Below are 23,751 nucleotides of genomic sequence, written 5' to 3' on the forward strand. Positions count from 1 at the left end.
CAACCGCAATGGACGGCCCACGACTGTAGGCCGCCGAACCACCAGCGCAAGTCATGAACGCGACCGTTCTCATTGTCGACGACGATCCGGTGCAGCGCCGCCTCGCCGAGGCCGCCCTGACGCGCGACGGAATGGCCGTCGCGGCCTGTGGCGACGGCACCGCCGCGCTCGACCATCTCGCCGAAAGGCGCGACGGCGTCTCGGCGATGGTGCTCGACCTTGTCATGCCCGGCATGGACGGCATCGCGGTGCTGGAAGCGCTGCGCCAGCGCGGCGATCAGGTGCCGGTGATCGTCCAGACCGCCAAGGGCAGCATGGACGTGGCGATCTCGGCGATGCGGGCGGGCGCCTTCGACTTCCTGGTCAAGCCGGTCGCCCCGGCTAAGCTCGCAAAGGCGGTTCGCGACGCGGTCAAGGTGGCCGAGAGCGGCCAGCGCCGGGCGACGCCCGAAACCTTCCGCAAGCGCGCCGCCTCACGCCGCCAGGGCGTCGATCTGATCGGCAACGGCCCCGAGATGACGCGGGTCAAGCGCCTGATCGCCAAGGCGTCGGCGAGCGACATTCCGGTGCTCATCGAAGGCGAGTCGGGCACCGGCAAGGAACTGGTCGCGCGCGCGATCGCCGGCCGGGGCGCCCGCGCCACCAAGCCGCTGGTCATCGTCAATTGCGGCGCGATCCCGGACAATCTGGTCGAATCCATCCTGTTCGGCCATGAAAAGGGCGCCTTCACCGGCGCCACCGAAAAGCACACCGGCAAGTTCGTCGAAGCCGATGGCGGCACGCTGTTCCTCGACGAGATCGGCGAATTGCCGAACGCCGCGCAGGTCAAGCTGCTGCGCGCCATCCAGGACGGCCATGTCGAACCGGTCGGCGCCAGGGGCGGCCGCACTGTCGATGTGCGGCTCGTGTCGGCGACCAACCGGGATCTGATCGCCGCCGTCCAGACCGGCCGTTTCCGCGAGGACCTCTATTACCGTCTCAACGTCTTCCCGATCCTGACGCCGTCGCTGCGCAGCCGCACCGGCGACCTGCCCGAACTGGTCGATCATCTGGTCGAGCGCCAGGCACGAAAGGCGGGTCTGACCGGCGTGCCGAAGGTCACGGACGCGGCCATGGAGGTGCTCGGCGCCTATGACTGGCCGGGCAATGTGCGCCAGCTCGAAAACGAACTCTTCCGCGCCCTCGTCCTCAGCGAGACCGGCGTGCTCGACGCGCCCGACTTCGCCCATATCGCCGCCCAGCTCGACGGCAGCCGGCGGCCGATCGCCCCGATGCCGGCGCTCGACCGGCCGCTTGCGCCCGCTGCGGATATGCCGTTTCCGCCGGCGGCGCCGGACGGCGTGCCCGAACCGCCGCCCCTGCGCGAGCGGCCCGCGGCCGACCGCGGCCATTGCGTGCCGCTTCTTGGCGCCGACGACCACGCCCGGCCGCTGGCCGCCATCGAGGCCGACGCGATCAGCCACGCCGTGAGCCACTATGACGGCCAGATGAGCGAGATCGCCCGGCGCCTCGGCATCGGCCGGTCGACGCTCTACCGCAAGCTGCGCGAATACGGGATCGTCGGCGGCCGCAACTGAGCCTGTGCCGGAACCGCACGCGTTAACCGCCCATATACCATGGGCGAACGCGGACGCGCGCGATGACATTTTTGCCACGCAATGACCGCATTTCCCCTTGATGGAAGCTCGGGGACGCCCGCAGACCGCGTTCCGGACCGCCTCCGGCACGCCGCGACGATTGATTTGAATGCGGCACGGTGGCAAGAGGCGATAAGGAGCGGTTAACCACGATGCGGGTAGCGTCCCGGGACAGGTCACGGCCCGATTGCCGTGACCGGGGACAAGACGGATTGGTGCGCTTTGAGCCTCACCGGACACGACAGGACGGCGATCTTCGCTGACCGACGCGCGAGCCGCGTCGCGACGACGGTCATCGCTCTGATGATCGCGCTTTGCGCCGTTCTGACGCCCGCTTCCGCCCAGGCCGAGACGCGCACCCTCAAGCTCTATAACACCCACACCGGCGAACGCGACCAGATCACCTTCAAGCGCAACGGCCGCTACGTCCAGAGCGGGCTCAACCAGCTCAACCGGTTCCTGCGCGACCACCGCCGCAACGAACCGACCAGAATGGACCCCGAACTGTTCGATCTGGTCTGGGAGGTCTACGAGGCCTCGGGCGCGCGCGATTACATCCACGTCGTCTCGGGCTACCGCTCGCCCGCCACCAACGAGATGCTGCGCCGGACGCGCGGCGGCCAGGCCAAGAAGAGCCAGCACATGGTCGGCAAGGCGATGGATTTCTTCATCCCCGGCGTCCCGGCGACGCGGCTGCGCGAACTGGGCTTCAAGCTGCAGGGCGGCGGCGTCGGCTATTACCCGAAGTCGGCGAGCCCCTACGTGCACCTCGACACCGGCAATGTCCGCGCATGGCCGCGCATGAGCCGGTCGCAGCTCACCCGCCTTTTCCCGGACGGCAAGACGCTGCACCTGCCGCCCGATGGCCGGCGCCTTCCGGGCTATCAGCAGGCGCTCGCCGAATACAATGCACGCCAGCGCTCGGGCCAGCCGGCGACCTTCGGCCGTTCGCGCGGCGGCAGCAGCGGCGGCGGCGGCAATGGTGGCGGCCTTCTCGCCAACCTGTTCGGCGGCGGCGGTGGCGGCTCCGATGACGAACCCACGAGCCCGCGCGCGTCGGGCCCCGCACGAACCGCGGTGCCGGCCGCCCGTCAGGAGCCGCGCGAGACGCCGGCCACGGTCCTTGCCGCGTTGCCCTCGCGTTCGATGCCGGTTCCGAGCGCGGCGCCGCGCGCCGTTCTGCGCCAAGGCGTCCCGGTCGCGGTGACGACGCCGCAGGCGACCGCTTCGGCCGCACCGCAGGCGCCCGACACGCCGCCCGCGTCGACCGGGCTTCCCGGCCTGCGCCTGCCCACACCGCGCGCCATCATTCCGGGCATCGGCGTCGGCGACCAGCGTCCGGCCCAGGCCGAGGCGCCCGCGCCGCAACCCGCTCCCGCGCCGGCACCGGAACCTGCACCCGAACCGGCTCCCGCATCGGGACCCGCCGTGCTGCTCGCCGAACTCACCCCGCCCGTGCCGCAGCGCCGGCCCGGCGTCCTCGTGGCGGCCGCCGACGCGCCCGCCGAGCGCCGCAGCGCCGACCAGATCGAGGCGTCGGCGACGATCGCGGCCGCGGCCGGTGACGATGACGCCACGGCCCTGCTGGCCGCCGCCGAGGCGACGCCCGAGACCACAGAGCCCACGCAACTGGCGCTGGCGATGCCGGTCCCCTCGCCGCGGCCCGAGCCGCAGCAGACCGCAAACGTGCCGACGACGCTCGCCGCCTACGCGCCGCCGACGGCGCCGGTCGAACCGATGGTGGCGCCGGCAAACCCCGAACCGGCGTTGCGCGCCGACGATGCCGCAACCGGGGCGCCGACCGGCCGTGGCGGCCGCATCGCCGTGCCGGCCCCGCGTCCCGATAGCGCCGATGACGCCGTGATGACGGCCGCCCTCGATACGGGCGTGCGCACCACCGCCAAGGCCGGCCGCCCCTCGGCCCGCGATGCGGTCACGGTGGCGCCGCCGCGCGTGCCGGTGGTTCCGGCCGAGCAGATCGATCCGACACGCTTCGGCGACTGGACGGTCAGCGTCGCTTCGGTCACCGCGAGCGGCCGGCCCACCGAACGGCCGCAATTCATCAAGAACGCCACGCGGGCGGCACCCGACGCCGTCTACACCGCCGGCTTCTCCAAGGCCCCGCCGCCCGATCCGAGCCGGCTTTCGGGCAATGCGGTCACGTTCCTCGCCGTGGCGCGCTTCGGCTCCACCGGCGGCGACGGCCAGCCCCTGCAACTGCAGATACCGGCGACGAACTGATCACGATCGCCGGCCGTCGAGGTCTTTTCGGTAGAGTGGACTGAGATGGGCGAACGGCGCCGGACGCGCCGTTGAACGGCCTATTCCGGCGTTCTCAGCATGCCGAGCGCGGCCATGTAGGTGTCGAGCACCGCTTCCTGCTCCATGCGCTCGTTCTGGTCCTGCTTGCGGATCGCGACGATCTTGCGCAGCGCCTTGGTGTCGAAGCCGTTCGCCTTGGCCTCCGCATACACATCCTTGATGTCGTCGGCGATCGTCTTCTTCTCCTCCTCGAGGCGCTCGATGCGCTCGACGATGGTGCGCAGCTGGTCGCGCGCGACGGCCTGGACGTTGTCGGACATGCGTCGTGATTCCAATCGATGACGAAAGCCCGGCCCGCTTGCCGCATCGCCGTGGATGCGTCAACCGGGCACGGGCTTGTTCACAGGCCTTGCGGCGCGTGCGGGCCGTTCAGGTCTTCTTCGGCTGGATCAGCCCGTCGAGCTTGTTGGCGAGCCACCAGGCCGCCGGAATGCCGATCACCGCGCCGGCGCCCGCGGCGATCGCGATATAGGTCGCCGAGAACAGATCGGCGGTCAAAAGCGCGACGACGAAAATACCTGCCAGGGTCGGCGCAACGAGCAGATAGGCTGCCAGCCTGAGCGAGAACATGTTTCCCCTCCTGAACCGCGATTGGATGGCGGCACATTCGGGCCGGACCGGCGTCCACTCCTTGATCTGCCGCAATCGCCGCGACGATTTGGTCAGCGCGGCAGAACGGTCTCGCCCATCAGCGCCTCGTCGATCGCGCGCGCGGCCTGCCGCCCCTCACGGATTGCCCAGACGACCAGCGACTGCCCGCGCCGGCAATCGCCCGCCCCATAGAGCTTGTCGACGCTCGTCCTGTAGTCGCGGTCGTTGGCGGCGACCGAGCGGTTGCCGCGCCGGTCGGTGTTCATCTCGATCCGATCGCCCAGTTCGGCGATCAGGCCGGTATCCTCGTAGGGGCCGGCAAAACCGATCGCGATGAAGGCGAGATCGGCGCGGATGAAGAATTCGGTGCCGGCGACGGGTTGGCGCTTGTCGTCGACCTCGCAGCATTTGACGTGGGTCAGCTTGCCGTCCTCACCGACGAATTCGAGCGTGGCGATCTGGAAATCGCGGATCGCGCCTTCGGCCTGCGAGGACGAGGTGCGCATCTTGGTCGCCCAGAACGGCCAGACCGTCAGCTTGTCTTCCTTTTCGGGCGGCTCGGGCCGGATATCGAGCTGGGTCACCTTGACCGCGCCCTGGCGGAACGCGGTGCCGATGCAGTCCGACGCCGTGTCGCCGCCGCCGACCACGACCACATGCTTGCCGCCGGCAACGATCGGCTCGTTGTTCCAGGCGACGGACGCGATCGAGTTCTCTTTTCCCACCCGCTTGTTCTGCTGGACCAGGAAGTCCATGGCGATGTGCACGCCGTCGAGCTCCGCGCCGGGGATGGCCGGATCGCGCGGCCGCTCCGATCCGCCGCAGTAAAGGATCGCGTCGAACTCGGCCTGAAGGTCGGCCAGTGTCTTGTCGACGCCGACATTGACCAGCGTGTGGAAGGTCACGCCCTCGCCTTCCATCTGCTCGATGCGGCGGTCGATGAAGTGCTTTTCCATCTTGAAGTCGGGAATGCCGTAGCGCATCAGCCCGCCGATCTTGGCCTCGCGCTCGAACACATGAACATCGTGTCCGGCCCGGCCGAGCTGCTGGGCGGCGGCCATGCCTGCCGGCCCCGAGCCGATCACCGCGACCCGCTTGCCGGTCTTGTGCGCGGGCGGATAGGGCCGCACGTAGCCCATCTCGTAGGCCTTGTCGGCGATCGCCTGCTCGATCGTCTTGATCGCGACCGGTACGTCCTCGAGGTTCAGCGTGCACGCTTCCTCGCACGGCGCCGGGCAGATGCGGCCGGTGAACTCGGGGAAGTTGTTGGTCGAGTGCAGGTTGCGGATCGCCTCTTCCCAATTGTTGTTGTAGACCAGATCGTTCCAGTCCGGGATCTGGTTGTGGATCGGGCAGCCCTGCGGACCGTGGCAGTAGGGAATGCCGCAATCCATGCAGCGGGCCGCCTGCTTGGCAATCTCGGGATCCTCCAGCGGGATGGTGAATTCCCTGAAATGGCGGATGCGGTCGGAGGCCGGCTCGTACTTGGCCACCTGCCGGTCGATCTCGAGAAATCCGGTTACCTTGCCCATTGTTGTTCCAGTCGTTTGCGCTCGTCAGTCGAGCCAGTTTTCAAGTTTCAGGTCGGGAACCTGCCCGAACGCGCGATCGCCGGAGACCAGTGTCGCATCGAGCGAGACCGCATGCGCCGCAATCAACAGATCGTTCGCGCCCAAGCCAACGCCTGTACGGGTGAGCTTTGCGCGTAATCTGGCGTACGCCCTCTCGGCGGGTTGCTCAAACGGCAAGATCGTCATCTGGTCAAGCAATCCACGCACCAGCCGGGCCCGTCTCGAACCGGGCGCATTCTCGATCCCGTACAGAATCTCTCCGGCAACGATGATGCTGACGGCGTACTGTTCGCCGCCCACCTCGGCGGCACGCCTTGCCACCTTGCCGCCAGCGTCCCGCACGATGTCGGAGACCACGTTCGTGTCCAGGAGATACACCCCTCAGATGTCCGGTTCGTCGAGCGGCAGCAGATCGTCATCGCCAGGATCGCGCGGAAAATCCTCGATCGGCCCGTTCTCTCTGATCCAGGCGATAAGCTCGCCGACCGTCCTGATCTTCGGCGACGCGCTTTGCTCAAGAACCAGCCGATCCTGATCATCGCGGAACATTGTCACTTCGTCACCATCGAATTCGAACTCCTTCGGGATACGAACGGCCTGGCTTCGACCGTTCCGGAACAGTCGCGCTGTGCGCTTGGCGCTATCGGTGACATGCTTGTTCACGGTTCGAAATCCCATTTGTTATATGACATAGCATATGACAAACTCGGGCTCCAGCCTGTCGCCCTCAGCCCGCTACTCCAGCACCACCGCCGTTCCGGACACCGACACCATCAGCATCGTGCCCGAGCCGGCGGTGATGTTTTCATAGTCGATGTCGACGCCGATCACCGCGTTGCCGCCAAGACGCTCGGCCTCGGCGACCAGTTCGCCGAAGGCGATCTCGCGCGCCTCACGCAGCGCCTTCTCGTAGGCGCCCGACCGCCCGCCGACGATATCGCGGATGCCGGCGAGAAAGTCGCGGAAGACGTTCGCGCCCAGGATCGCCTCGCCGGTGACGACGCCCCTGTAGGCGACGACGTTGCGGCCCTGCACGGTGTTGGTGGTGGTGATGATCATCGCTTCACTCCGCCGCGACGCCCATGCGCATGCGCTCCATCTCTTCGAGCGCGCGGCGATATTCGACCGGCATGACCTTGCGGAACTTCGACCGGTAGGTTTCCCAATCGTCGAGGATCGCCGCCGCCCGCGTCGAGCCGGTATAGGCCTTGTGCTTGGCGATCAGCTGAACGAGCCGTTCCTCGTCGTGCCGGGTCATGTCGCCCGATACGTCGACGCGGCCCTTGTGCATCAGGTCGCCACCATGGTGGTGCAGCTTTTCGAGGATATCGTCCTCCTCGGGCACAGGCTCCAGCTCGACCATGGCCATGTTGCAGCGGCTTTCGAACGTGCCGTCCTCGTCGAGCACATAGGCGACGCCCCCGCTCATGCCGGCGGCGAAGTTGCGACCCGTCCGGCCGATCACCACGACCACCCCGCCGGTCATGTATTCGCAGCCATGATCGCCCACGCCCTCGACCACGGCGATCGCGCCCGAATTGCGCACCGCGAACCGCTCGCCGGCGACGCCCCGGAAATAGGCCTCGCCCTCGATCGCACCGTAGAGCACCGTGTTGCCGACGATGATCGACTCCTCGGGCACGATGCGCGCATCCTCCGGCGGGCGCACGACGATCCGGCCGCCCGAAAGACCCTTGCCGACATAGTCGTTGCCGTCGCCGACCAGATCGAAGCTGACGCCGGCCGCAAGGAACGCGCCGAACGACTGGCCGGCCGTTCCGGTGAACGTCACCGAGATCGTGTCCTCGCGCAGTCCCTTGTGGCCGAACCGTTTGGCGACCTCGCCCGACAGCATCGCCCCGGTGGTCCGGTCCGTATTGCGGATCGGCATGTCGATCGTCACCGGCTGGCGCCGTTCGAGCGCCGGCTCGGCCTTTTCGATCAGCGTCCGGTCGACGATGTCATCGATCGGGTGCTTCTGCAGTTCGGTGTGGTAGATCGCCTGCTTGGGCGCCGCCGGCTTGTGGAAGATGCCGGAGAAATCGAGCCCGCGCGCCTTCCAGTGGTCGATCAGCTTCTTCTGCTCGAGCCGGTCGGTTTCGCCGATCAGCTCGTTGAGCGTGCGCACGCCCATCTCGGCCATCAGTTCGCGCACCTCTTCGGCGAGATAGAAGAAGTAGTTGATCACATGCTCGGGCGTGCCCTTGAAGCGCTTGCGCAGCACCGGGTCCTGGGTGGCGATACCGACCGGACACGTGTTGAGATGACACTTGCGCATCATCAGGCAGCCTGCCGCGATCAGCGGCGCGGTCGAAAAGCCGAACTCGTCGGCGCCCAGAAGCGCGCCGATGACGACGTCGCGGCCGGTGCGCAGCCCGCCATCGACCTGCAGCGCGATGCGCGAGCGCAGCCCGTTGAGCACCAGCGTCTGGTGCGTCTCGGCAAGGCCCATCTCCCACGGGCTGCCGGCATGCTTGAGCGAGGTCAGCGGCGAAGCGCCGGTGCCGCCGTCATAGCCGGCGATGGTGATGTGGTCGGCGCGCGCCTTCGCAACGCCCGCCGCGACCGTGCCGACGCCCACCTCGGAGACCAGCTTGACCGAGATGTCGGACGCCGGATTGACGTTCTTCAGATCGTAGATCAGCTGCGCCAGATCCTCGATCGAATAGATGTCGTGGTGCGGCGGCGGCGAGATCAGCCCGACGCCCGGCGTCGAATGGCGCGTCTTGGCGATCGTCGCGTCGACCTTGTGGCCGGGCAGCTGGCCGCCCTCGCCGGGCTTGGCCCCCTGCGCGACCTTGATCTGTATCATGTCGGCGTTGACCAGATATTCGGTCGTCACGCCGAACCGGCCCGAAGCGACCTGCTTGATCGCCGAGCGCTCGGGATTCATCGTGCCGTCCGGCAGCGGCAGGAACCGGTCGGCCTCCTCGCCGCCCTCGCCGGTGTTCGACTTGCCGCCGAGCGCGTTCATGGCGCGGGCGAGCGTGGTGTGCGCCTCCCGGCTGATCGAGCCGAAGCTCATCGCGCCGGTCGAAAAACGCCTGACGATGTCGGCCGCCGGCTCGACTTCCTCGAGCGGGACCGGCTTGCCGCCCATCTCCTCGGCCGTGCGGATGTGGAACAGGCCGCGAATGGTGCGCGCGCGATGGTTCTCGGCGTTCACGTCGCGCGCATATTCGCGATAGGTGTCGTAGGAGCCCTTGCGCACCGCGTGCTGCAGCGAGGCGACCGCGTCCGGTGTCCAGACATGGTCCTCGCCGCGCATCCGGTACATGTATTCGCCGCCCACCTCGAGCGCGGTGCGCAGCACCGGGTCCTCCGAGAAGGCCGCGTGGTGACGGCGCACCGTTTCCTCGGCCACCTCGCCGAGCCCGACGCCCTCGATCGTCGTCGCCGTGCCGAAGAAATACTCGTCGACGAACGCGCTCGACAGGCCGACCGCGTCGAAGATCTGCGCGCCGCAATAGGACTGGTAGGTGGAGATGCCCATCTTGGACATCACCTTCAGGATGCCCTTGCCGATCGACTTGATGTAGCGCCCGACCACCTCGTACTGGTCGACCTCGGGCGGGAACTCGCCGCGGCGGTGCATCTCGGCCAGCGTGTCGAAGGCCAGATAGGGGTTGATCGCCTCGGCGCCGTAGCCGGCCAGGCAGCAGAAATGGTGCACCTCGCGCGGCTCGCCCGATTCGACGACCAGTCCGACCGAGGTGCGCAGGCCCTTGCGGATCAGCGCGTGGTGGACGGCCGCCGTCGCCAGCAGCGCGGGGATCGCGATCCGGTCCGGGCCGACGCGGCGGTCCGACAGGATGATGATGTTGTAGCCCATATGGACCACTTTCTCGGCCCGCTCGCACAGCCGGTCGAGCGCCGCCTTCATACCCGCCGCGCCCTGTTCGACCGGATAGGTCGTATCGAGCGTCTTGGTGTCGAACAAATCCTCGGAATGGCCGATCGAGCGCACCTTTTCGAGGTCCACGTTCGACAGGATCGGCTGGCGCACTTCCAGCCGCTTGCGCGCCGCGTTGCCCTCGAGGTCGAAAATGTTGGGGCGCGGGCCGATGAACGAGACCAGACTCATCACCAGTTCCTCGCGGATCGGGTCGATCGGCGGGTTGGTGACCTGGGCGAAGTTCTGCTTGAAATAGGTGTAGAGGAGCTTCGACTTGTCGCTCATCGCCGAGATCGGCGTGTCGGTGCCCATCGAGCCGATCGCTTCCTGACCGGTGGTCGCCATCGGCGCCATCAGGATCTTGGTGTCCTCCTGCGTGTAGCCGAAGGCCTGCTGCTTATCGAGCAGCGTGACGTCGTCGCGCATCGGCCGGACCGGCACGGGCTCGAGTTCTTCGAGGATGATCTGCGTGTTCTCGACCCATTCCCGATAGGGATGCATCGCCGCCATCTCGTGCTTGATCTCCTCGTCGGAGACGATGCGGCCCTTGTCCATGTCGATCAGCAGCATCCGGCCCGGCTGCAGGCGCCACTTGGTGACGATGTTCTGCTCGGGCACGGTGATGACACCGGCTTCGGAGGCCATGATCACCCGGTCGTCGTCGGTGACGACATAGCGCGCGGGCCTCAGCCCGTTGCGGTCGAGCGTGGCGCCGATCTGCCGGCCGTCGGTGAAGGCGACCGCCGCCGGACCGTCCCAGGGCTCCATCAGCGCGGCGTGATACTCGTAGAACGCCCTGCGCTCGTCGCTCATCAGCGTGTTGCCGGCCCAGGCTTCCGGGATCAGCATCATCACCGCGTGCGCCAGCGAGTAGCCGCCCTGCACGAGGAACTCGAGCGCGTTGTCGAAGCAGGCCGTATCGGACTGGCCCTCATAGGAGATCGGCCAGATCTTGCCGATCTCCTCGCCGAACAGCGGCGAGGCGACCGAGGCCTGCCGCGCCGCCATCCAGTTGACGTTGCCGCGCAGCGTGTTGATCTCGCCATTGTGCGCGACCATCCGGTACGGGTGCGACAGCTTCCATGAGGGGAACGTGTTGGTCGAAAAGCGCTGGTGAACGAGCGCCACCGCGCTTTCAAAGCGCGGATCCTTCAGATCGGCATAGTAGGCGCCCAGCTGATAGGCGAGGAACATGCCCTTGTAGACGATCGTGCGTGCCGACATCGACACGATGTAAAAGCCGTTGTCGCGGCCGTCGGTCTCGCCATAGACGCGGTTGGAGATCACCTTGCGCAGAATGAACAGCCGCCGCTCGAACGCATCGCCATCGAGCCCGTCGGGCCTTGCGAAGAAGATCTGCAGGTGGGCCGGCTCGCTGGCGGCGATGTCGGGGTCCTTGGAGAGCGAGGAATTGTCGACCGGTACCTCGCGCATGCCGATCATCGCGACGCCTTCGGCCTTCGCCGCCTCGCGGATGATGTCGACGCAATGCTCCCTCAGATCGGCCTCGCGCGGCATGAAGACGTAGGCGACCGCATAATCGCCCTCGGCAGGCAGGGTGACGCCCTGTTCGGCCATCACCGCCGCGAAGAAGCCGTGCGGGATCTGCACGAGCATGCCCGCCCCGTCGCCCATCAGCGGATCGGCGCCCACCGCGCCCCGGTGGGTGAGGTTCTCGAGCATCTTCAGCCCGTCGGCGACGATCTGGTGCGACTTTTCGCCCTTCATGTGCGCGATGAAGCCGACGCCGCACGCATCGTGCTCGTTGCGCGGGTCGTAAAGGCCCTGGCGGGCCGGCAGGCCGACGCGTTTGGCGGGTTTGGCGCTCGGGCGGGTCGCATCGGGACGAGCCGGCACGGCCGGCTCGAATTGGCGCGATGGCGTCATCTTCGTCATCATGTTCCCTCCGGTTCGCCGGCCCGCGAGGGGCCTGACCTGCATATATCGCGCCGCCGTCCCGTTGACATGCCCGTCCGGATGCGGCGTCGGTCCGGGTCCGTCACCGGATCGGGGTCCGGGGGCGCGATCGGTCCATCGCCATTTTGGACGTTGCCCTGCTGCTCGTTCGGGCACATTCGCGGGCCGCTCCGGGCTGTTTCCCGGCAACGGCCCATAATAGGACAGCATTGCTGACCTGATTTATGGCAGATTTCGCCACAATTCACAAGGTGGACCCATCAACAATTGCCCGCGTCGAACTTTCGCGCGATGACGGGTCGCACCCCTCACCCGTCCGGGCACATCCTTCATGCAATTCGCTTCCGACAACTGGGCAGGCGCCCATCCCGAAATCGCCGCCAACATCGCCCGGCACGCCGGCGGGTTCGCGCCGGCCAACGGCGACGGCCCGCTCGACGCAGACGTCGCCGACACGTTCGGCGCGCTGTTCGAGACCGATCCGAGCGTTCACTATGTCGGCACCGGCACGGCCGGCAACGCGCTGGCCCTGTCGGCGACGTCGGTTCCCGGCGGCGTCGTGTTCGCCCATTCGGAAGCGCATGTGCGCGTGGACGAGTGCGGCGCCCCCGAATTCTACACGCCCGGCCTGAAGATCGAGGCGGTCGACGGCCCGCTCGGCCGGTTCGATCCGGAGGCGCTCGAACGGCGGATCGCCCATGTCGCCGCCGGCGGCCTGAATGCCGGCCAGCCGCAGGCGGTCTCGGTCAGCCAGTTGACCGAGGCCGGCACGGTCTACACGCCCGGGCAGATCGCGGCCATCGCTAAAGTCGCGCACGCGCACGGCCTGCCGGTGCACATGGACGGATCGCGCTTTGCCAACGCGCTCGTCGCGCTCGGCTGCAGCCCGGCGGAGATGACATGGAAGGCCGGCGTCGACCTGGTCTCGTTCGGCGCAACCAAGAACGGCTGCTTCTGCGCGGAGGCGCTCGTCATCTTCGACAGCGCGCGGGCCCGCCACATGGACCAGCTTCGCAAGCGGTCGGGACAGCTCTTTTCCAAGGCGCGCTTCGTCTCCGCCCAGTTCGAGGCCTATTTCGCCGAAGACCGCTGGCTCGATCTGGCCCGGCACGCCAACCGGATGGGCGCGGCAGTCGCCCGTGCGGTCGAGGAGGCGCCGGGCTTCCGCCTCGCCTGGCGGCCCGACGCCAACGAGGTGTTCGCCATCGCCCCGACAAGAGCCGTCGAGGCCCTCGCGGACAACGGTGCCCGGTTCTCGCCGTGGCAGCCGCCACGGGCCGAGGCCGGTCTCGTCGGTGCCGACGAACGGATGATCCGGTTCGTCGCCTCCTTCGCCACCGCCCCCGCTGATGTGGAGGCGCTTGCCGAGGCGCTGAAGGCGATCGGTTAGGTCCGAGGGCCTCACGCCCGTCTCACGGCGAAGTGACGCCGCATAACGGTCGGTTGATTTCCCATTGATCGGCGCTTCTGGGACCGTCCGAACTGTCCGGCGCGGTGCCGGACCTGGTTCATCCGGACCTCATTCATCAAGGGAGACCTCCATGTCGAAAGCAACCAAGACCGCCCTTTCGGGCGCCGTGATCGCCGGCGCCGTCGCAGCCGCCGTTTCCGGCGTCAGCCTGGCCGGCGTCACCGACGCCTACGCCGCCAACGAGAAATGCTACGGCGTCTCGCTCGCCGGCGAGAACGACTGCGCCGCCGGCCCGGGCACGACCTGCCAGGGCACCTCGACCGTCGACTATCAGGGCAATGCCTGGACCTATGTCGACGAGGGCACCTGCGCCACGATCGAACTGCCGGGCGACCGCATGGGTTCGCTCGAGCCGCTCGAGCGCGACCTGCCCGCATAACGCGCCGCCACCGATACCTGCCGCAGACCGGAGGCCCTCACCATGACCCACGCTTCACCCCAACGTCATGGGCAAGGCCTTGCGCCGCATGCACCCGCGCGGGCGGCCCGGCCTGCGGCAGGACCGGTCGGACGCGAAGACGCGATACCGGCCGCGGCCGGTGTCGGCTTCAAGCCGGGCCATCTCGACGACATTCTCGCCGACCCGGGCACGGTCGGCTTTCTCGAGGTTCACGCGGAAAACTACATGGGCGAGGGCGGCCCGCCGCACCGCGTGCTCGAGCGCGTGCGCCGCGACTTTCCGATGTCGCTGCATGGCGTGTGCATGTCGATCGGCGGACCGGACCCGCTCGACGAGGACCATCTGGCCCGCTTCGCCGCCCTGTGCGAGCGCTACGAGCCCGGCCTGATCTCCGAGCATCTGGCCTGGTCGACCCATGACGACGTCTATCTGAACGACCTGCTGCCGCTGCCCTATACGGCCGAAACGCTGTCCCACGTCTGCGATCATGTCGACCGCATGCAGGAGGTGACCCGTCGCCGGATGCTGCTCGAGAACCCGGCCACCTACGTCGTCTTCGACAATTCGACGATGTCCGAGACCGATTTCCTGCGCGCCGTCGTCGCCCGCACCGGCTGCGGCCTGCTGCTCGACGTCAACAACGTGTTCGTGTCGGCCACAAACCACGGCTTTTCGGCGCGCGACTATCTGGCCGCCTTCCCGCTCGACGATGTCGGCGAGATCCATCTGGCCGGCCATACCGAGCAGGAGGACGACGAGGGCGCGCCGCTCCTGATCGACAGCCACGACCGGCCCGTCGCCGATCCGGTCTGGACCCTCTATGAAGAGGTGATCGCCCGCACCGGCCCGGTCCCGACGCTCGTCGAATGGGATTCCGACCTGCCCGAATGGCCGGTCCTGCGCGCCGAGGCGGACGCGGCGACCGCCATCCTGCGGCGGTTTGCGCCGGCAAGAGCCGAGGTGCGCCATGACGCACATGTCTGACGCACCGGCCTCGCTCGACACGGGCCGCTTCGCCGCCGGGCTTCTCGATCCGGAACGCCGCGCGCCCGACAACGTCACCGGGCCGCGCGGCAAGGCCGCCGTCAAGCGCTACAACGTCTATCGCAACAACGTCACGGTCAGCCTGATCGACGCCCTCGGCGAGATGTTTCCGGCCGTCCGCGCGCTGACCGGTGAGACCTTCTTTCGCGACATGGCCCGCATCTATGTGCGCGCCCATCCGCCCGCCTCGAAGCTTCAGTTCGAATATGGCGAAACGTTCGCTGCCTTCATCGCCGGGTTCGAGCCGGCGCGCGGCCTGCCCTATCTGCCCGACGTGGCGCGCGCCGAACGCGCCTGGCTGACCGCCTACCACGCCGCCGACGCAGCCCCGCTCGATCCGTCCCGGCTCGGCGCCATCGCGCCCGACCGGGTCGCCGAGGCGCGTTTCGTCATGCATCCCGGCTTCGCCGCGATCGGGTCGGCCTATCCGCTGTTTCGCATTTTCGCGATGAATCGGAAGCTGATGGAACACGCCCCGATCCGCGACGGACGCGCCGAGGCGATCCTGATCACCCGGCCCGCAGACAAGGTCACCGTCACGCATCTTGCGCCGGCCGCCGCAAGGTTCGCGCTGGCGCTGGCCGAAGGCGAGACGCTCGGTGCGGCTGCGGCAGGGGCGCTCGCGACCGATCCCGAATTCGACCTCAACCAGGCGCTGACCGTGCTGCTGTCGACGGGGGCGCTCGCCGCCGTCGTCGCGCCGGACGATGGAGACAAGCGATGACCGATCTGATGACACCGGACGCCGCGCCGGCGCGTCCCGTCCGGCATGGCGGCCCGGCCGCCGCGATCGTCCGGCTGCACCGGGCCGTGTTCGGCGCGCTCGAACGCGCCACGGCCGGCTGGTTCATCGGGCTCGCCGCGCGGTTCGGCTTCGCCAGCGTGCTCGCGCTCTACTATCTCAATTCGGGCTGGCAGAAGCTCGGCGACGGGCCGCTCGGCCTGTTCAATCCCTCGCTCGGCGCCTACGCGTCGATTCTGCCGCCGATCATGGACCGCTATGGCGGCGATGTCGCCGCGATCCCGCTGTTTCCGTGGCAGATCATCGTCTATCTGGGGACCTGGGCCGAACTTGCCCTGCCGGTGCTGATCGTCATCGGCCTGTTCAGCCGGATAGCCGCGCTCGGCATGATCGCCTTCGTCATCGTCCAGAGCTATGTCGACATCGCCTTCCACGGGCTCGAGGGCCGGTTCGTCGGCGCCATGTTCGACCGCTTCCCGGACGCGATCATCTACGACCAGCGGCTGATGTGGGTGCTTCTTCTCGCGCTGATCGTCGTCAACGGCCCCGGCAAGCTGTCGCTCGACCACGTTCTGGGCCGTCGCTACCGGGACTGACCGCCGCAATCGCGCACGAAAAAACCGCCGGCGAGGGAGGACGCCGGCGGTTCGTCAGACCAGGAGGGCGGTGTGCGAGGGTCCGCCCTGCGGGGTCCGATGGTCCTGTTCAGCCAAAGGCCGTCAGGCTTCGGCCGTCAGGTCTGGGCCTTGGCCTCGATCTGCCGGCCATTGCCGTTCACGCGCGAGATCTCGATCTTGCGCGGCTTCATCGATTCGGGAATTTCGCGTTCCAGATCGATGTGCAGCAGGCCGTTCTCCAGATGCGCGCCGGTCACTTCGACATAATCGGCAAGCTGGAAGCGGCGCTCGAAGGCGCGCGAGGCGATGCCGCGATGCAGATATTCGCGGTCGGCGTCCTGGCCGTCCTCGGCCTTGGCGCCGGCGACCTTCAGCACGTTGGCCTTGGCTTCGATGGTCAGGTCGTCCTCGGCGAAGCCGGCGACGGCCATGGTGATGCGGTAGGCGTTCTCACCGGTCCGCTCGATATTGTAGGGCGGATAGGTCTGGCCGTTTTCCGGCTGTCCGAGCGAATCGAGCATCGTGAAGAGCCGGTCGAAGCCGACGGTGGAACGATAAAGCGGCGAAAAATCAACGTGTCGCATGGGTTCTGTCCTCCAGTGAGCAACATCGAACATGGTCGGCCGCAGACACCCTTCTGGCGTGTCTGACTGATGGCCGGCAGGCCCTTCTGGCGCCTGCGCCCCCGATATGGTGAGCGCCGATTTTGCGTTCAAGGCCTGCTCGCCTCCTTGCCTCCGGTCCCGTCGCCCGAGCGACCGGTCCGACCTGAACGGCCGATGAACGGACGCTTCCGCGCAGGTTCAGGCGGGCGGGTGCATTCTGGCGCCAAGTTGTCGGGAAGACGCAACGAAGAAAAGCAGAACACACCCCATGGTCCATATGCACAAGGAAACCGGCCCCATGTTCAACACACGCCTGATCGCCGCCGGACTGGTGGTGGCCACCGCCCTCGGCGCGGCCGCGCCGGCCCAGGCCCGGCCGGCCGCCGTGGCCCCCCTCGCCGCCGTCCAGCAGGGCGAGACCATCCAGATCGCCCATCGCGGCCAGCGCCGCGCATACGTGCTGCCCCGTCGCGCGGTGGTCCGCAGCCTCTACCGGCGCGGCTATCGCGACGTGCACCGCGTCCACTTCCGCAATGGCTACTGGCGCGCCCGCGCCTATGGCCGGCGCGGCCTGATTGCGCTGACGGTCCATCCCCGTTCCGGCGAGATCGTGCACCGGCGGGTGGTCCAGCGCTACCAGCGGCACGTCCCCCGCAGGCACCTGCGCGGCACCCAGCAGCGCGGCGGCATCAGCTTCTCCTTCGGGCTCTACTGAGCCCGTCACCCAACCGGCCGGACTGCAACGTCCCTTCCTGTCCGGCGGGCCACCGGAGGCGCCATCCCGGCGTCTCCGGTTTTTTCTTTGACCTTGATGAGACGCGCACCTATCACCGCGTGCACCTTCAATGCGCATGCCGATCATGAGCGTCCTTCTTTCCTTTCCGGGCAATCCCTGCCCCGAGCCGTTCCGGCAGGGCCGCAGCCGCACCGGGGACGGCTTTGCGCTGCGCTACTGCGTGTTCCGGACCGCGGTGACGCCGTGCCAGGGCGCGGTCGTCCTGCTGCACGGCCGCAACGAATGCATCGAGAAGTATGCCGAGACCTGCGCCGATCTTCTGGCGCGCGGCTTTGACGTGTGCACTTTCGACTGGCGCGGTCAGGGCGGATCGACGCGCTTCTTCCGCGATGCAAGGCGCGGCTATGTCGACGATTTCGCCCAGTACGAGGCCGACCTGGACCACATGCTGGGCGAGGTGTTCCTGGCCGAGGCGCGGCCGCCCTTCTTCATCGTCGCCCACTCGATGGGCGCGCTCGTTGCCCTTCTCGCCGCGCCGCAACTGACCAACCGGATCAACCGGATGGTCCTGTCGGCGCCGTTCCTCGGCCTTTCGCCCGAAAGCCCGCCGCCCTCGGTGCTGGGGCCGGTCACCGGCCTGATGCGTCATGTCGGGATGGGGCGCGCCTATATGGGCGCCGGTCCGCGCGGCATCACCGCCGTCGACTTTGCGGTCAACAAGCTCACCCACGATCGGCGGCGCTTTGCGCGCAACCAGGCGATCCTCGATCCGGCGCGCGGGCTGGGGCTCGGCGGGCCGACCGCGGGCTGGCTTCGCGCGTCGATCTCCGCGATGGACCGGGTCGCCGATCCCGCCCACATGGCCGCGATCCGCGTGCCCGCCGTGATCGTCGCCGCCGGCGCGGACCGCGTCGTGTCGAACGCGGTGACCGAGGCCTTCGGGCGGCGCATGCGGATCGGCTCAATGATCATGGTGCCGGGCGCCCGGCACGAACTGATGCAGGAGGCCGACGGCTACCGCGACCAGTTCTGGGCCGCCTTCGAAGCCTTCGTGCCTGGCCGGGCCGGCTAGCGTACGGACTTGATTGCGCAACCGGAGCCTTGAGGACACGCGTGCGGTTGCGGTACCGCGCCGGCCGCCTCGACACCGGTCAGGGCGCGAGAATTTCGAGCGCCGCCGCGTGCAGTTCGGCCGAACCGGCCGCGATGATGTCGCCGCCCTGTTCGGGCCGGCCCCCGTCCCAGCGCGTGACCACGCCACCCGCCTGCTCGATCAGCGGCACCAGCGCGCAAATGTCGTAGGGCGCAAGTCCCGCCTCGACGGCGATATCGGCATGGCCGGCGGCGACCATCGCGAAGGCGTAGCAGTCGCAGCCATAGCGCGGCAGCCGCACCCGCGCCTCCAGCGCGTCGTAGCGCTCGCGCTTGTCGCCCGCATAGAGCGCGGGCGTCGTCGTGAACAGCGTCGCGGCAGCAAGATCGACACCGCCCCGCGTGGACAAGGCCCGCGGCGTACGCTCGCCCTGCAGCAGCGCGGCGCCCTGCCCGTCGGCGAGGAACAGCTCGTCCGTGAAGGGCTGGTGCATGAAGCCGCAGCGTGCGATCCCGTCCACCGTCAGCCCGACCAGCGTGCCCCACACCGGCAGGCCCGAAATGAAGGCCCGCGTGCCGTCGATCGGATCGATGATCCAGACATGGCTTGCATCGGCGCGCACCGAGCCGTGCTCCTCGCCGATGATGCCGTGCTCGGGATAGTGGGTCTCGATCAGCGCGCGGATCGCGCCCTCGGCCGCCCTGTCGGCCTCGGTGACCGGGTCGAACCCCTCGCCGAGCTTGTTGATGACCGCGCCCTCGGTGCGAAATCGCGGCAGCGTCTCGGCTGCGGCCGCCCGCGCCAGTTCGGCCAGAAAGGCCCGTCCCGGCAAGTCCCCCATCATCGTCCTCCGTCCGCCTGGATGCTGCACATGCGAACAATCGCGCCAGTTTCGGCTTGACAATTGTGCATTGCAACATAAATTGGTGTCAGGCAGGCTCGCCTGCCGCGCCCTTCTGGGCGTTTCCTCCCTAGACTCGGACCGCATTCGTGTGAATGCGGTCTTTTTTTGGTGATTATGTATCTTGCAAACACGGTGAGAATTTGGCATAAATGGGCTCAAGAGAGTAGAGTCTATGTCCATTCTATCCAAACCGTATTTCCATGATGAAGAAGCCGCCTTTGCGCACTTGGAAAGCGTGATTTGGCAGGATGGCCCTGCTTGCCCGCACTGTGGTGGCGTTGATCGCATGACCAAGGTGAAGGCAAACCCGGAAAAACGCATCCGCTATGGGCTTTGGCGCTGCGGTGATTGCAAGAAGCAGAGCACCGTAAAGGTCGGCACCGTCTTTGAGCACATGCGCATTCCGCTGCACAAAGCTTTGCAGGCCGTCTACCTGATGTGCGCCAGCAAAAAGGGTATCAGCGCTCACCAGTTGCACCGGGTCCTTGAGGTTCAGTATCGCACCGCGTGGTTTTTGGCACACCGTATTCGGGAAGCCATGCGTTCCGGCGACATGGCTCCGTTTGGTGGTGACGGCGGCATTTTTGAGGTCGATGAAACCTTCATCGGCAACGATCGCACCATCAAACCCAAGCACACGAAAAGGGGCCGTGGCTACCACCACAAGCACAAGGTTCTGTCTCTGGTGGATCGCTCCACCGGCAAGGCGCGCTCTATGGTGGTGGACAGCCTCAAGGCTTCCGATTTGGCACCGATCCTACGCGAGAACATCGCCAAGGAAGCGATGCTGATGACGGACGAGGCCGCTTACTACACCAAGATTGGTCGCGAATTTGGCGGCCATGAGATTGTCCGTCACGGCACTGGCGAATATGGCCGTGGCGAGCATCATACGAACACGATTGAAGGCTATTTCAGCATCTTTAAGCGCGGCATGAAGGGCGTTTATCAGCACTGCGCCAAGAAGCACCTGCACCGGTATCTGGCGGAGTTCGAGTTTCGCTACAACAACCGTGCCGCGCTGGAGATTTTGGACGGTCGACGGACGGCTAACGCCTTGTCCGGCATCGTTGGCAAGAGACTTCTTTACCAGGACTCGTTGGGCGCGTAGCATCCGCGCCGGAGGCGCGTTACGCGATGAAACCAAAGAAAATTACCGTCGAGGCTTCCCCGGACCATCCGGATGTTCTCGATGTTCGAGACGCCATGCAGCAGGTCATGGATTACTTCGATCTTCTAACGGATCGGGGCCAGTCTGATGTTGTTTGGAATTTGGTGTCTGCTAGCACCAACTCTCCGTTCACAGCTGAGGGCGTTCCCGTTGACCTCCGAACAAATGCCCCCGCTTATGGACAGGTGCAAGAGTATGTTGCTGTTATCGAGCGGGGTTTCGCGCGCCTAAAGGGCGGCGAGCCTTTGGACGTAGACTTTCCGGCAGAAAAACGCGAGGTCGCAAAGCGAATCCTGAAGCGGAACCTGAATGGCATTGGCCGCACTGTGATCGATCTAGGTGACGACGCAATCTATGAGATTGTGCCTCAGCAGGCAGAACGTTCTTTGGCGGCCCTCAATGGCGAAGACGACGAAGAGTACGACTATTTGTTTAGCACCTTCGCCCGCAAAGAATTCGGGGCCATTGAGGGCAGGATCATTGATCTGAGCACCGATTACAACGAGCCGTCCATCAAACTGAAGGAGCATCGAAGCGGACGCGAAATTCAGTGTCGAATTTCTGATCTGGCGCGCGAGGAAATCGAGAACAGCCTAACGGCAGGCGATGTGTGGACGCATCGGCGTGCCCGCGTCAGAGGCATTATCAACTACGATCCAAGCGGGAAGATTGTTCGGGTCTATGACGGCCGTATTGCGTTCATAGAAACAAAGGGCACCAAGATAAGCGACCTTCGCGATCCTCACTTCACGGGCGGCCTCCCAGCTTACGAGTATATTGACAGGCTAAGAGAAAACGAACTTGGCTGATGTGAAGAAATATTATTGGGATGCCTGTATTTGGATCGAACTAATTACTCAAGCCGATACCGACCGCGTCAACCGTTGCCGGCATGTCATTGATCTCGCCAAACGTGGGGAAGCCGAGCTCTGGACCTCAGCGTTTACGTTGGCTGAGGTGTGGAAGAAAAAATGTGACACTACTCCTATCGGTATTCAGGAAGAACACGACAGGTCGTTCGAGGACTTCATCGAATCCGAATTCATTAAAAAGATCAACGTCGATGTAGATGTAGGAAATCTTGCGCGCCGCTTGCTGCGCCGCCACGCCGGCCTCGGCAAGCCACAAGACGCAATCCATGTGGCGAGTTGCCTACTGGAAAACTTGGATGAACTACACACATTTGACGGCAGCGACCTACTGAAATTCGACGGCATCTTACCCCGGCGAGATAAGGTCAAACTAAAGATATGCCCTCCGCCGCTACCTCCGGAACCAGAGATGTTTCCTGATGATGACAGCTGAAAAGAAGACTCAGATTCAACGCTTCAAAGAAGCCGCTCGCGATCTTGAGTGCGATCCTTCAGAAGCGGCCTTTGACGCGGCGCTCAAGAATGTTTCCCAAGCGCCGCCGACCAAGGATGATGCGCCTCAGCCCAAAAAGCCGAAGCCTAAGCGGTAGCGCGCCGCCAGCCATGTTCGGGGCGCGTTTGCAAGATACAGAATCACCCTTTTTTTGCGCGGTGTCTTTCGGGAACCGGCCTACTCGGCGGCGATGGAATAGTCGGCGAACAACTCGTCCGGCAGATCCGTCAGCAGGCGGATGAAGCGATCGATATCCTCGCGCAGCGCCTCGAAGCCGGGCTTGCGGGCGAGCGTCTGCTCGTCGACGTAAAGGCCGCGGTTGATCTCGATCTGGATCGCGTGCAGGCCCTTGGCGGGCCGGCCGTAATGCTCGGTGATGAACCCGCCCGCATAGGGCTTGTTGGCCGCCACCAGATAACCCATCGCCCGCAGGATGCTCGCGGCCCGGTCGCTGATGTCGGCGCTGGCGCTGGTGCCGAACCGGTCGCCGACCACGAAGTCCGGGCGCGCGCCCTCCGCGCCGATCCGGATCGAGGCGGGCATCGAATGGCAGTCGACCAGGACCGCGTGCCCGAACCGGCGGTGCGTCTGCGCCAGCAGACCGCGCAGGGTCGAGTGGTAGGGCTTGTAGATGGTCTCGATGCGCTGGCGCGCCTCGTCGAAACCGATCCGCCGGGCGTAGATGTGCTGGCCCTCGGAGACGACGCGCGGCACCGTGCCGAGTCCGCCGGCGACGCGGATCGACTGGCGGTTGGCGAACGCCGGCAGCCGGTCGGAGAACATGCGCGGATCGAGTTCGTACGGCTCGCGGTTGACGTCCAGATAGGCGCGCGGGAAATGGGCGAGCAGCATCGGCGCGCCCTGCCCGGTCGCCCCGCCGAACAGTTCGTCGACGAAGAAATCCTCCGAGCGCCGCACCGCGTTCGCATCCAGCCGCGTCATCGACAGGAACCGCTCGGGATAATAGCGGCCGCTGTGCGGCGAGTTGAAGACGAACGGCACGGTCTGCTGCTGCGGCGCACGCACCTCGAAGGCCGGGTGATGACAGAAGTCGGGTGCGATCAGCATGATGTGAGGGCGTTTCCCTGCCGCAGGCCTGTGACATGCCAGTGTTGACAGGCAGGCGGTGCCGTGTCCAGAGCGTATCGGCGCGCAAGTGCGGGACCACTTGGCCCGCGTTTGACCGGCACCGGCATATACCGCATCTTTACCATGGTTTGTAATGAGTGGGCGCCGGATGCCGAGGCGGCAGACCGATCGATGGAAAGAAGCGGGACGATGCAACGGATTTTGCTGGCAGAAGACGACAACGACATGCGCCGGTTCCTGGTCAAGGCGCTGGAGAAGGCCGGCTACGAGGTGACCGACTTCGACAATGGTGCCAGCGCCTACGAACGGCTCCGCGAAGAGCCCTTCACCCTGCTGCTGACCGACATCGTCATGCCCGAGATGGACGGCATCGAGCTGGCCCGCCGGGCGACCGAACTCGACCCCGACCTGAAGGTGATGTTCATCACCGGCTTTGCCGCCGTCGCGCTCAACCCCGATTCCCAAGCCCCCAAGGACGCCAAGGTGCTGTCCAAGCCGTTCCATCTGCGCGATCTGGTCAACGAGGTCGAAAAGCTCATCAAGGCCGCCTGAGCGGGCCGTCAGGGCTTGCCGTCGGGGCG

The 23,751-nt window shown here is 66.4% G+C and carries 24 protein-coding genes; 14 read left to right on the forward strand and 10 right to left on the reverse strand.

The annotated features are described in order from the left end of the window. The first annotated feature begins 53 nt into the window (after window positions 1–53). Entirely contained in the window at window positions 54–1,577 is a 1,524-nt protein-coding gene (locus tag E0E05_RS14715) for a sigma-54-dependent transcriptional regulator (RefSeq protein WP_131617396.1), read from the forward strand. Window positions 1,578–1,859: 282 nt separating this feature from the next. After that, entirely contained in the window at window positions 1,860–3,878 is a 2,019-nt protein-coding gene (locus tag E0E05_RS14720; RefSeq protein WP_244597750.1) for a peptidoglycan L,D-endopeptidase MepK, read from the forward strand. Between the two features lie 80 nt (window positions 3,879–3,958). Here E0E05_RS14720 and E0E05_RS14725 read toward each other — a convergent pair whose 3' ends face one another. The 7 genes from E0E05_RS14725 to gltB form a co-directional block, all read right to left on the reverse strand. Further along, window positions 3,959–4,219 carry a DUF2312 domain-containing protein gene (locus E0E05_RS14725; RefSeq protein ID WP_131617397.1) on the reverse strand — a complete coding sequence of 87 codons (261 nt, stop codon included), beginning with the start codon at window positions 4,217–4,219 and terminating at the stop codon, window positions 3,959–3,961. A gap of 109 nt (window positions 4,220–4,328) precedes the next feature. Beyond that, window positions 4,329–4,529: a hypothetical protein gene (locus E0E05_RS14730; protein WP_131617398.1), complete on the reverse strand. Its 201-nt coding sequence runs from the start codon at window positions 4,527–4,529 to the stop codon at window positions 4,329–4,331. A gap of 92 nt (window positions 4,530–4,621) precedes the next feature. Then, window positions 4,622–6,082: a glutamate synthase subunit beta gene (locus tag E0E05_RS14735; protein WP_131617399.1), complete on the reverse strand. Its 1,461-nt coding sequence runs from the start codon at window positions 6,080–6,082 to the stop codon at window positions 4,622–4,624. A gap of 24 nt (window positions 6,083–6,106) precedes the next feature. Further along, a complete protein-coding gene (locus tag E0E05_RS14740; RefSeq protein WP_158629384.1) occupies window positions 6,107–6,478 on the reverse strand; it encodes a PIN domain-containing protein in 372 nt (123 codons plus the stop codon). Window positions 6,479–6,502: 24 nt separating this feature from the next. Further along, the gene (locus tag E0E05_RS14745) at window positions 6,503–6,784 is read right to left on the reverse strand and encodes an antitoxin (protein WP_244597752.1); all 282 of its coding nucleotides are present in this window, start codon (window positions 6,782–6,784) and stop codon (window positions 6,503–6,505) included. Between the two features lie 72 nt (window positions 6,785–6,856). Continuing rightward, a complete protein-coding gene (locus E0E05_RS14750) occupies window positions 6,857–7,180 on the reverse strand; it encodes a heavy metal-binding domain-containing protein (protein WP_039723292.1) in 324 nt (107 codons plus the stop codon). Between the two features lie 4 nt (window positions 7,181–7,184). Next, window positions 7,185–11,912, reverse strand: a complete 4,728-nt coding sequence (gene gltB / locus E0E05_RS14755; protein WP_131618064.1) for a glutamate synthase large subunit — start codon at window positions 11,910–11,912, stop codon at window positions 7,185–7,187. A gap of 352 nt (window positions 11,913–12,264) precedes the next feature. Between gltB and E0E05_RS14760 the strand changes: the two genes are divergently transcribed. From E0E05_RS14760 to E0E05_RS14780, 5 genes are all read left to right on the forward strand, one after another. Next, window positions 12,265–13,323, forward strand: coding sequence for a threonine aldolase family protein (locus E0E05_RS14760; RefSeq protein WP_131617402.1), 1,059 nt, complete (start codon window positions 12,265–12,267; stop codon window positions 13,321–13,323). Window positions 13,324–13,474: 151 nt separating this feature from the next. Further along, a complete protein-coding gene (locus E0E05_RS14765) occupies window positions 13,475–13,783 on the forward strand; it encodes a BufA1 family periplasmic bufferin-type metallophore (protein ID WP_131617403.1) in 309 nt (102 codons plus the stop codon). Window positions 13,784–13,825: 42 nt separating this feature from the next. After that, complete coding sequence (gene bufB / locus E0E05_RS14770; RefSeq protein WP_131617404.1) at window positions 13,826–14,788, forward strand: MNIO family bufferin maturase; 963 nt, start codon at window positions 13,826–13,828, stop codon at window positions 14,786–14,788. Further along, window positions 14,772–15,572, forward strand: coding sequence for an HvfC/BufC N-terminal domain-containing protein (locus E0E05_RS14775; RefSeq protein ID WP_131617405.1), 801 nt, complete (start codon window positions 14,772–14,774; stop codon window positions 15,570–15,572). The genes bufB and E0E05_RS14775 overlap by 17 nt, the downstream gene beginning before the upstream one ends. Then, complete coding sequence (locus E0E05_RS14780) at window positions 15,569–16,186, forward strand: DoxX family protein (RefSeq protein WP_244597754.1); 618 nt, start codon at window positions 15,569–15,571, stop codon at window positions 16,184–16,186. Before E0E05_RS14775 ends, E0E05_RS14780 begins: the two co-directional genes overlap by 4 nt. A gap of 137 nt (window positions 16,187–16,323) precedes the next feature. Here the strand turns inward: E0E05_RS14780 and E0E05_RS14785 are convergent, their stop codons facing one another. Continuing rightward, window positions 16,324–16,791, reverse strand: coding sequence for an Hsp20 family protein (locus E0E05_RS14785; RefSeq protein WP_131617406.1), 468 nt, complete (start codon window positions 16,789–16,791; stop codon window positions 16,324–16,326). A 319-nt stretch (window positions 16,792–17,110) separates the two neighbouring features. Here E0E05_RS14785 and E0E05_RS14790 point away from each other — a divergent pair, with 319 nt between their 5' ends. Both E0E05_RS14790 and E0E05_RS14795 read left to right on the forward strand, forming a co-directional pair. Beyond that, window positions 17,111–17,527 (forward strand): hypothetical protein, encoded by a 417-nt coding sequence (locus E0E05_RS14790; protein ID WP_131617407.1) that lies wholly within the window; start codon window positions 17,111–17,113, stop codon window positions 17,525–17,527. Window positions 17,528–17,672: 145 nt separating this feature from the next. Next, window positions 17,673–18,620, forward strand: a complete 948-nt coding sequence (locus tag E0E05_RS14795; protein ID WP_158629385.1) for an alpha/beta fold hydrolase — start codon at window positions 17,673–17,675, stop codon at window positions 18,618–18,620. Between the two features lie 79 nt (window positions 18,621–18,699). On the opposite strand, the gene hisN is transcribed toward E0E05_RS14795, so the two are convergent. After that, a complete protein-coding gene (hisN, locus tag E0E05_RS14800) occupies window positions 18,700–19,482 on the reverse strand; it encodes a histidinol-phosphatase (RefSeq protein WP_131617409.1) in 783 nt (260 codons plus the stop codon). A gap of 235 nt (window positions 19,483–19,717) precedes the next feature. Here hisN and E0E05_RS14805 point away from each other — a divergent pair, with 235 nt between their 5' ends. Genes E0E05_RS14805 through E0E05_RS17415 form a run of 4 tightly spaced genes read left to right on the forward strand, consistent with a single transcriptional unit; the run spans window position 19,718 to window position 22,178 of the window. Next, complete coding sequence (locus E0E05_RS14805; RefSeq protein ID WP_131617410.1) at window positions 19,718–20,656, forward strand: IS1595 family transposase; 939 nt, start codon at window positions 19,718–19,720, stop codon at window positions 20,654–20,656. Between the two features lie 26 nt (window positions 20,657–20,682). Then, window positions 20,683–21,525, forward strand: a complete 843-nt coding sequence (locus E0E05_RS14810) for a hypothetical protein (RefSeq protein ID WP_131617411.1) — start codon at window positions 20,683–20,685, stop codon at window positions 21,523–21,525. A 1-nt stretch (window position 21,526) separates the two neighbouring features. Continuing rightward, window positions 21,527–22,021, forward strand: a complete 495-nt coding sequence (locus E0E05_RS14815; protein ID WP_244598081.1) for a type II toxin-antitoxin system VapC family toxin — start codon at window positions 21,527–21,529, stop codon at window positions 22,019–22,021. Then, window positions 22,008–22,178, forward strand: coding sequence for a hypothetical protein (locus E0E05_RS17415; protein WP_158629386.1), 171 nt, complete (start codon window positions 22,008–22,010; stop codon window positions 22,176–22,178). The genes E0E05_RS14815 and E0E05_RS17415 overlap by 14 nt, the downstream gene beginning before the upstream one ends. 80 nt (window positions 22,179–22,258) lie before the next feature. Here E0E05_RS17415 and E0E05_RS14820 read toward each other — a convergent pair whose 3' ends face one another. After that, a complete protein-coding gene (locus tag E0E05_RS14820; protein WP_131617413.1) occupies window positions 22,259–23,149 on the reverse strand; it encodes an N-formylglutamate amidohydrolase in 891 nt (296 codons plus the stop codon). Between the two features lie 210 nt (window positions 23,150–23,359). Here E0E05_RS14820 and cpdR point away from each other — a divergent pair, with 210 nt between their 5' ends. Continuing rightward, complete coding sequence (gene cpdR, locus E0E05_RS14825; protein ID WP_131617414.1) at window positions 23,360–23,722, forward strand: cell cycle two-component system response regulator CpdR; 363 nt, start codon at window positions 23,360–23,362, stop codon at window positions 23,720–23,722. Window positions 23,723–23,751: the final 29 nt, after the last annotated feature.

Source organism: Roseitalea porphyridii, from assembly GCF_004331955.1.
Taxonomy (GTDB): domain Bacteria; phylum Pseudomonadota; class Alphaproteobacteria; order Rhizobiales; family Rhizobiaceae; genus Roseitalea; species Roseitalea porphyridii.

Bases quoted from the DNA above. Each gene is read 5' to 3' on its own strand.
- E0E05_RS14765 (WP_131617403.1), top strand. From the start codon at position 13,475: ATGTCGAAAGCAACCAAGACCGCCCTTTCGGGCGCCGTGATCGCCGGC.
- bufB (WP_131617404.1), top strand. From the start codon at position 13,826: ATGACCCACGCTTCACCCCAACGTCATGGGCAAGGCCTTGCGCCGCAT.
- E0E05_RS14780 (WP_244597754.1), top strand. From the start codon at position 15,569: ATGACCGATCTGATGACACCGGACGCCGCGCCGGCGCGTCCCGTCCGG.
- cpdR (WP_131617414.1), top strand. From the start codon at position 23,360: ATGCAACGGATTTTGCTGGCAGAAGACGACAACGACATGCGCCGGTTC.
- E0E05_RS14785 (WP_131617406.1), bottom strand. From the start codon at position 16,791: ATGCGACACGTTGATTTTTCGCCGCTTTATCGTTCCACCGTCGGCTTC.
- E0E05_RS14735 (WP_131617399.1), bottom strand. From the start codon at position 6,082: ATGGGCAAGGTAACCGGATTTCTCGAGATCGACCGGCAGGTGGCCAAG.
- E0E05_RS14775 (WP_131617405.1), top strand. From the start codon at position 14,772: ATGACGCACATGTCTGACGCACCGGCCTCGCTCGACACGGGCCGCTTC.
- E0E05_RS14725 (WP_131617397.1), bottom strand. From the start codon at position 4,219: ATGTCCGACAACGTCCAGGCCGTCGCGCGCGACCAGCTGCGCACCATC.
- gltB (WP_131618064.1), bottom strand. From the start codon at position 11,912: ATGACGAAGATGACGCCATCGCGCCAATTCGAGCCGGCCGTGCCGGCT.
- E0E05_RS14750 (WP_039723292.1), bottom strand. From the start codon at position 7,180: ATGATCATCACCACCACCAACACCGTGCAGGGCCGCAACGTCGTCGCC.
- E0E05_RS14805 (WP_131617410.1), top strand. From the start codon at position 19,718: ATGTCCATTCTATCCAAACCGTATTTCCATGATGAAGAAGCCGCCTTT.
- E0E05_RS14795 (WP_158629385.1), top strand. From the start codon at position 17,673: ATGAGCGTCCTTCTTTCCTTTCCGGGCAATCCCTGCCCCGAGCCGTTC.
- E0E05_RS14760 (WP_131617402.1), top strand. From the start codon at position 12,265: ATGCAATTCGCTTCCGACAACTGGGCAGGCGCCCATCCCGAAATCGCC.
- E0E05_RS14715 (WP_131617396.1), top strand. From the start codon at position 54: ATGAACGCGACCGTTCTCATTGTCGACGACGATCCGGTGCAGCGCCGC.
- hisN (WP_131617409.1), bottom strand. From the start codon at position 19,482: ATGGGGGACTTGCCGGGACGGGCCTTTCTGGCCGAACTGGCGCGGGCG.
- E0E05_RS14820 (WP_131617413.1), bottom strand. From the start codon at position 23,149: ATGCTGATCGCACCCGACTTCTGTCATCACCCGGCCTTCGAGGTGCGT.
- E0E05_RS14730 (WP_131617398.1), bottom strand. From the start codon at position 4,529: ATGTTCTCGCTCAGGCTGGCAGCCTATCTGCTCGTTGCGCCGACCCTG.
- E0E05_RS17415 (WP_158629386.1), top strand. From the start codon at position 22,008: ATGATGACAGCTGAAAAGAAGACTCAGATTCAACGCTTCAAAGAAGCC.
- E0E05_RS14790 (WP_131617407.1), top strand. From the start codon at position 17,111: ATGTTCAACACACGCCTGATCGCCGCCGGACTGGTGGTGGCCACCGCC.
- E0E05_RS14810 (WP_131617411.1), top strand. From the start codon at position 20,683: ATGAAACCAAAGAAAATTACCGTCGAGGCTTCCCCGGACCATCCGGAT.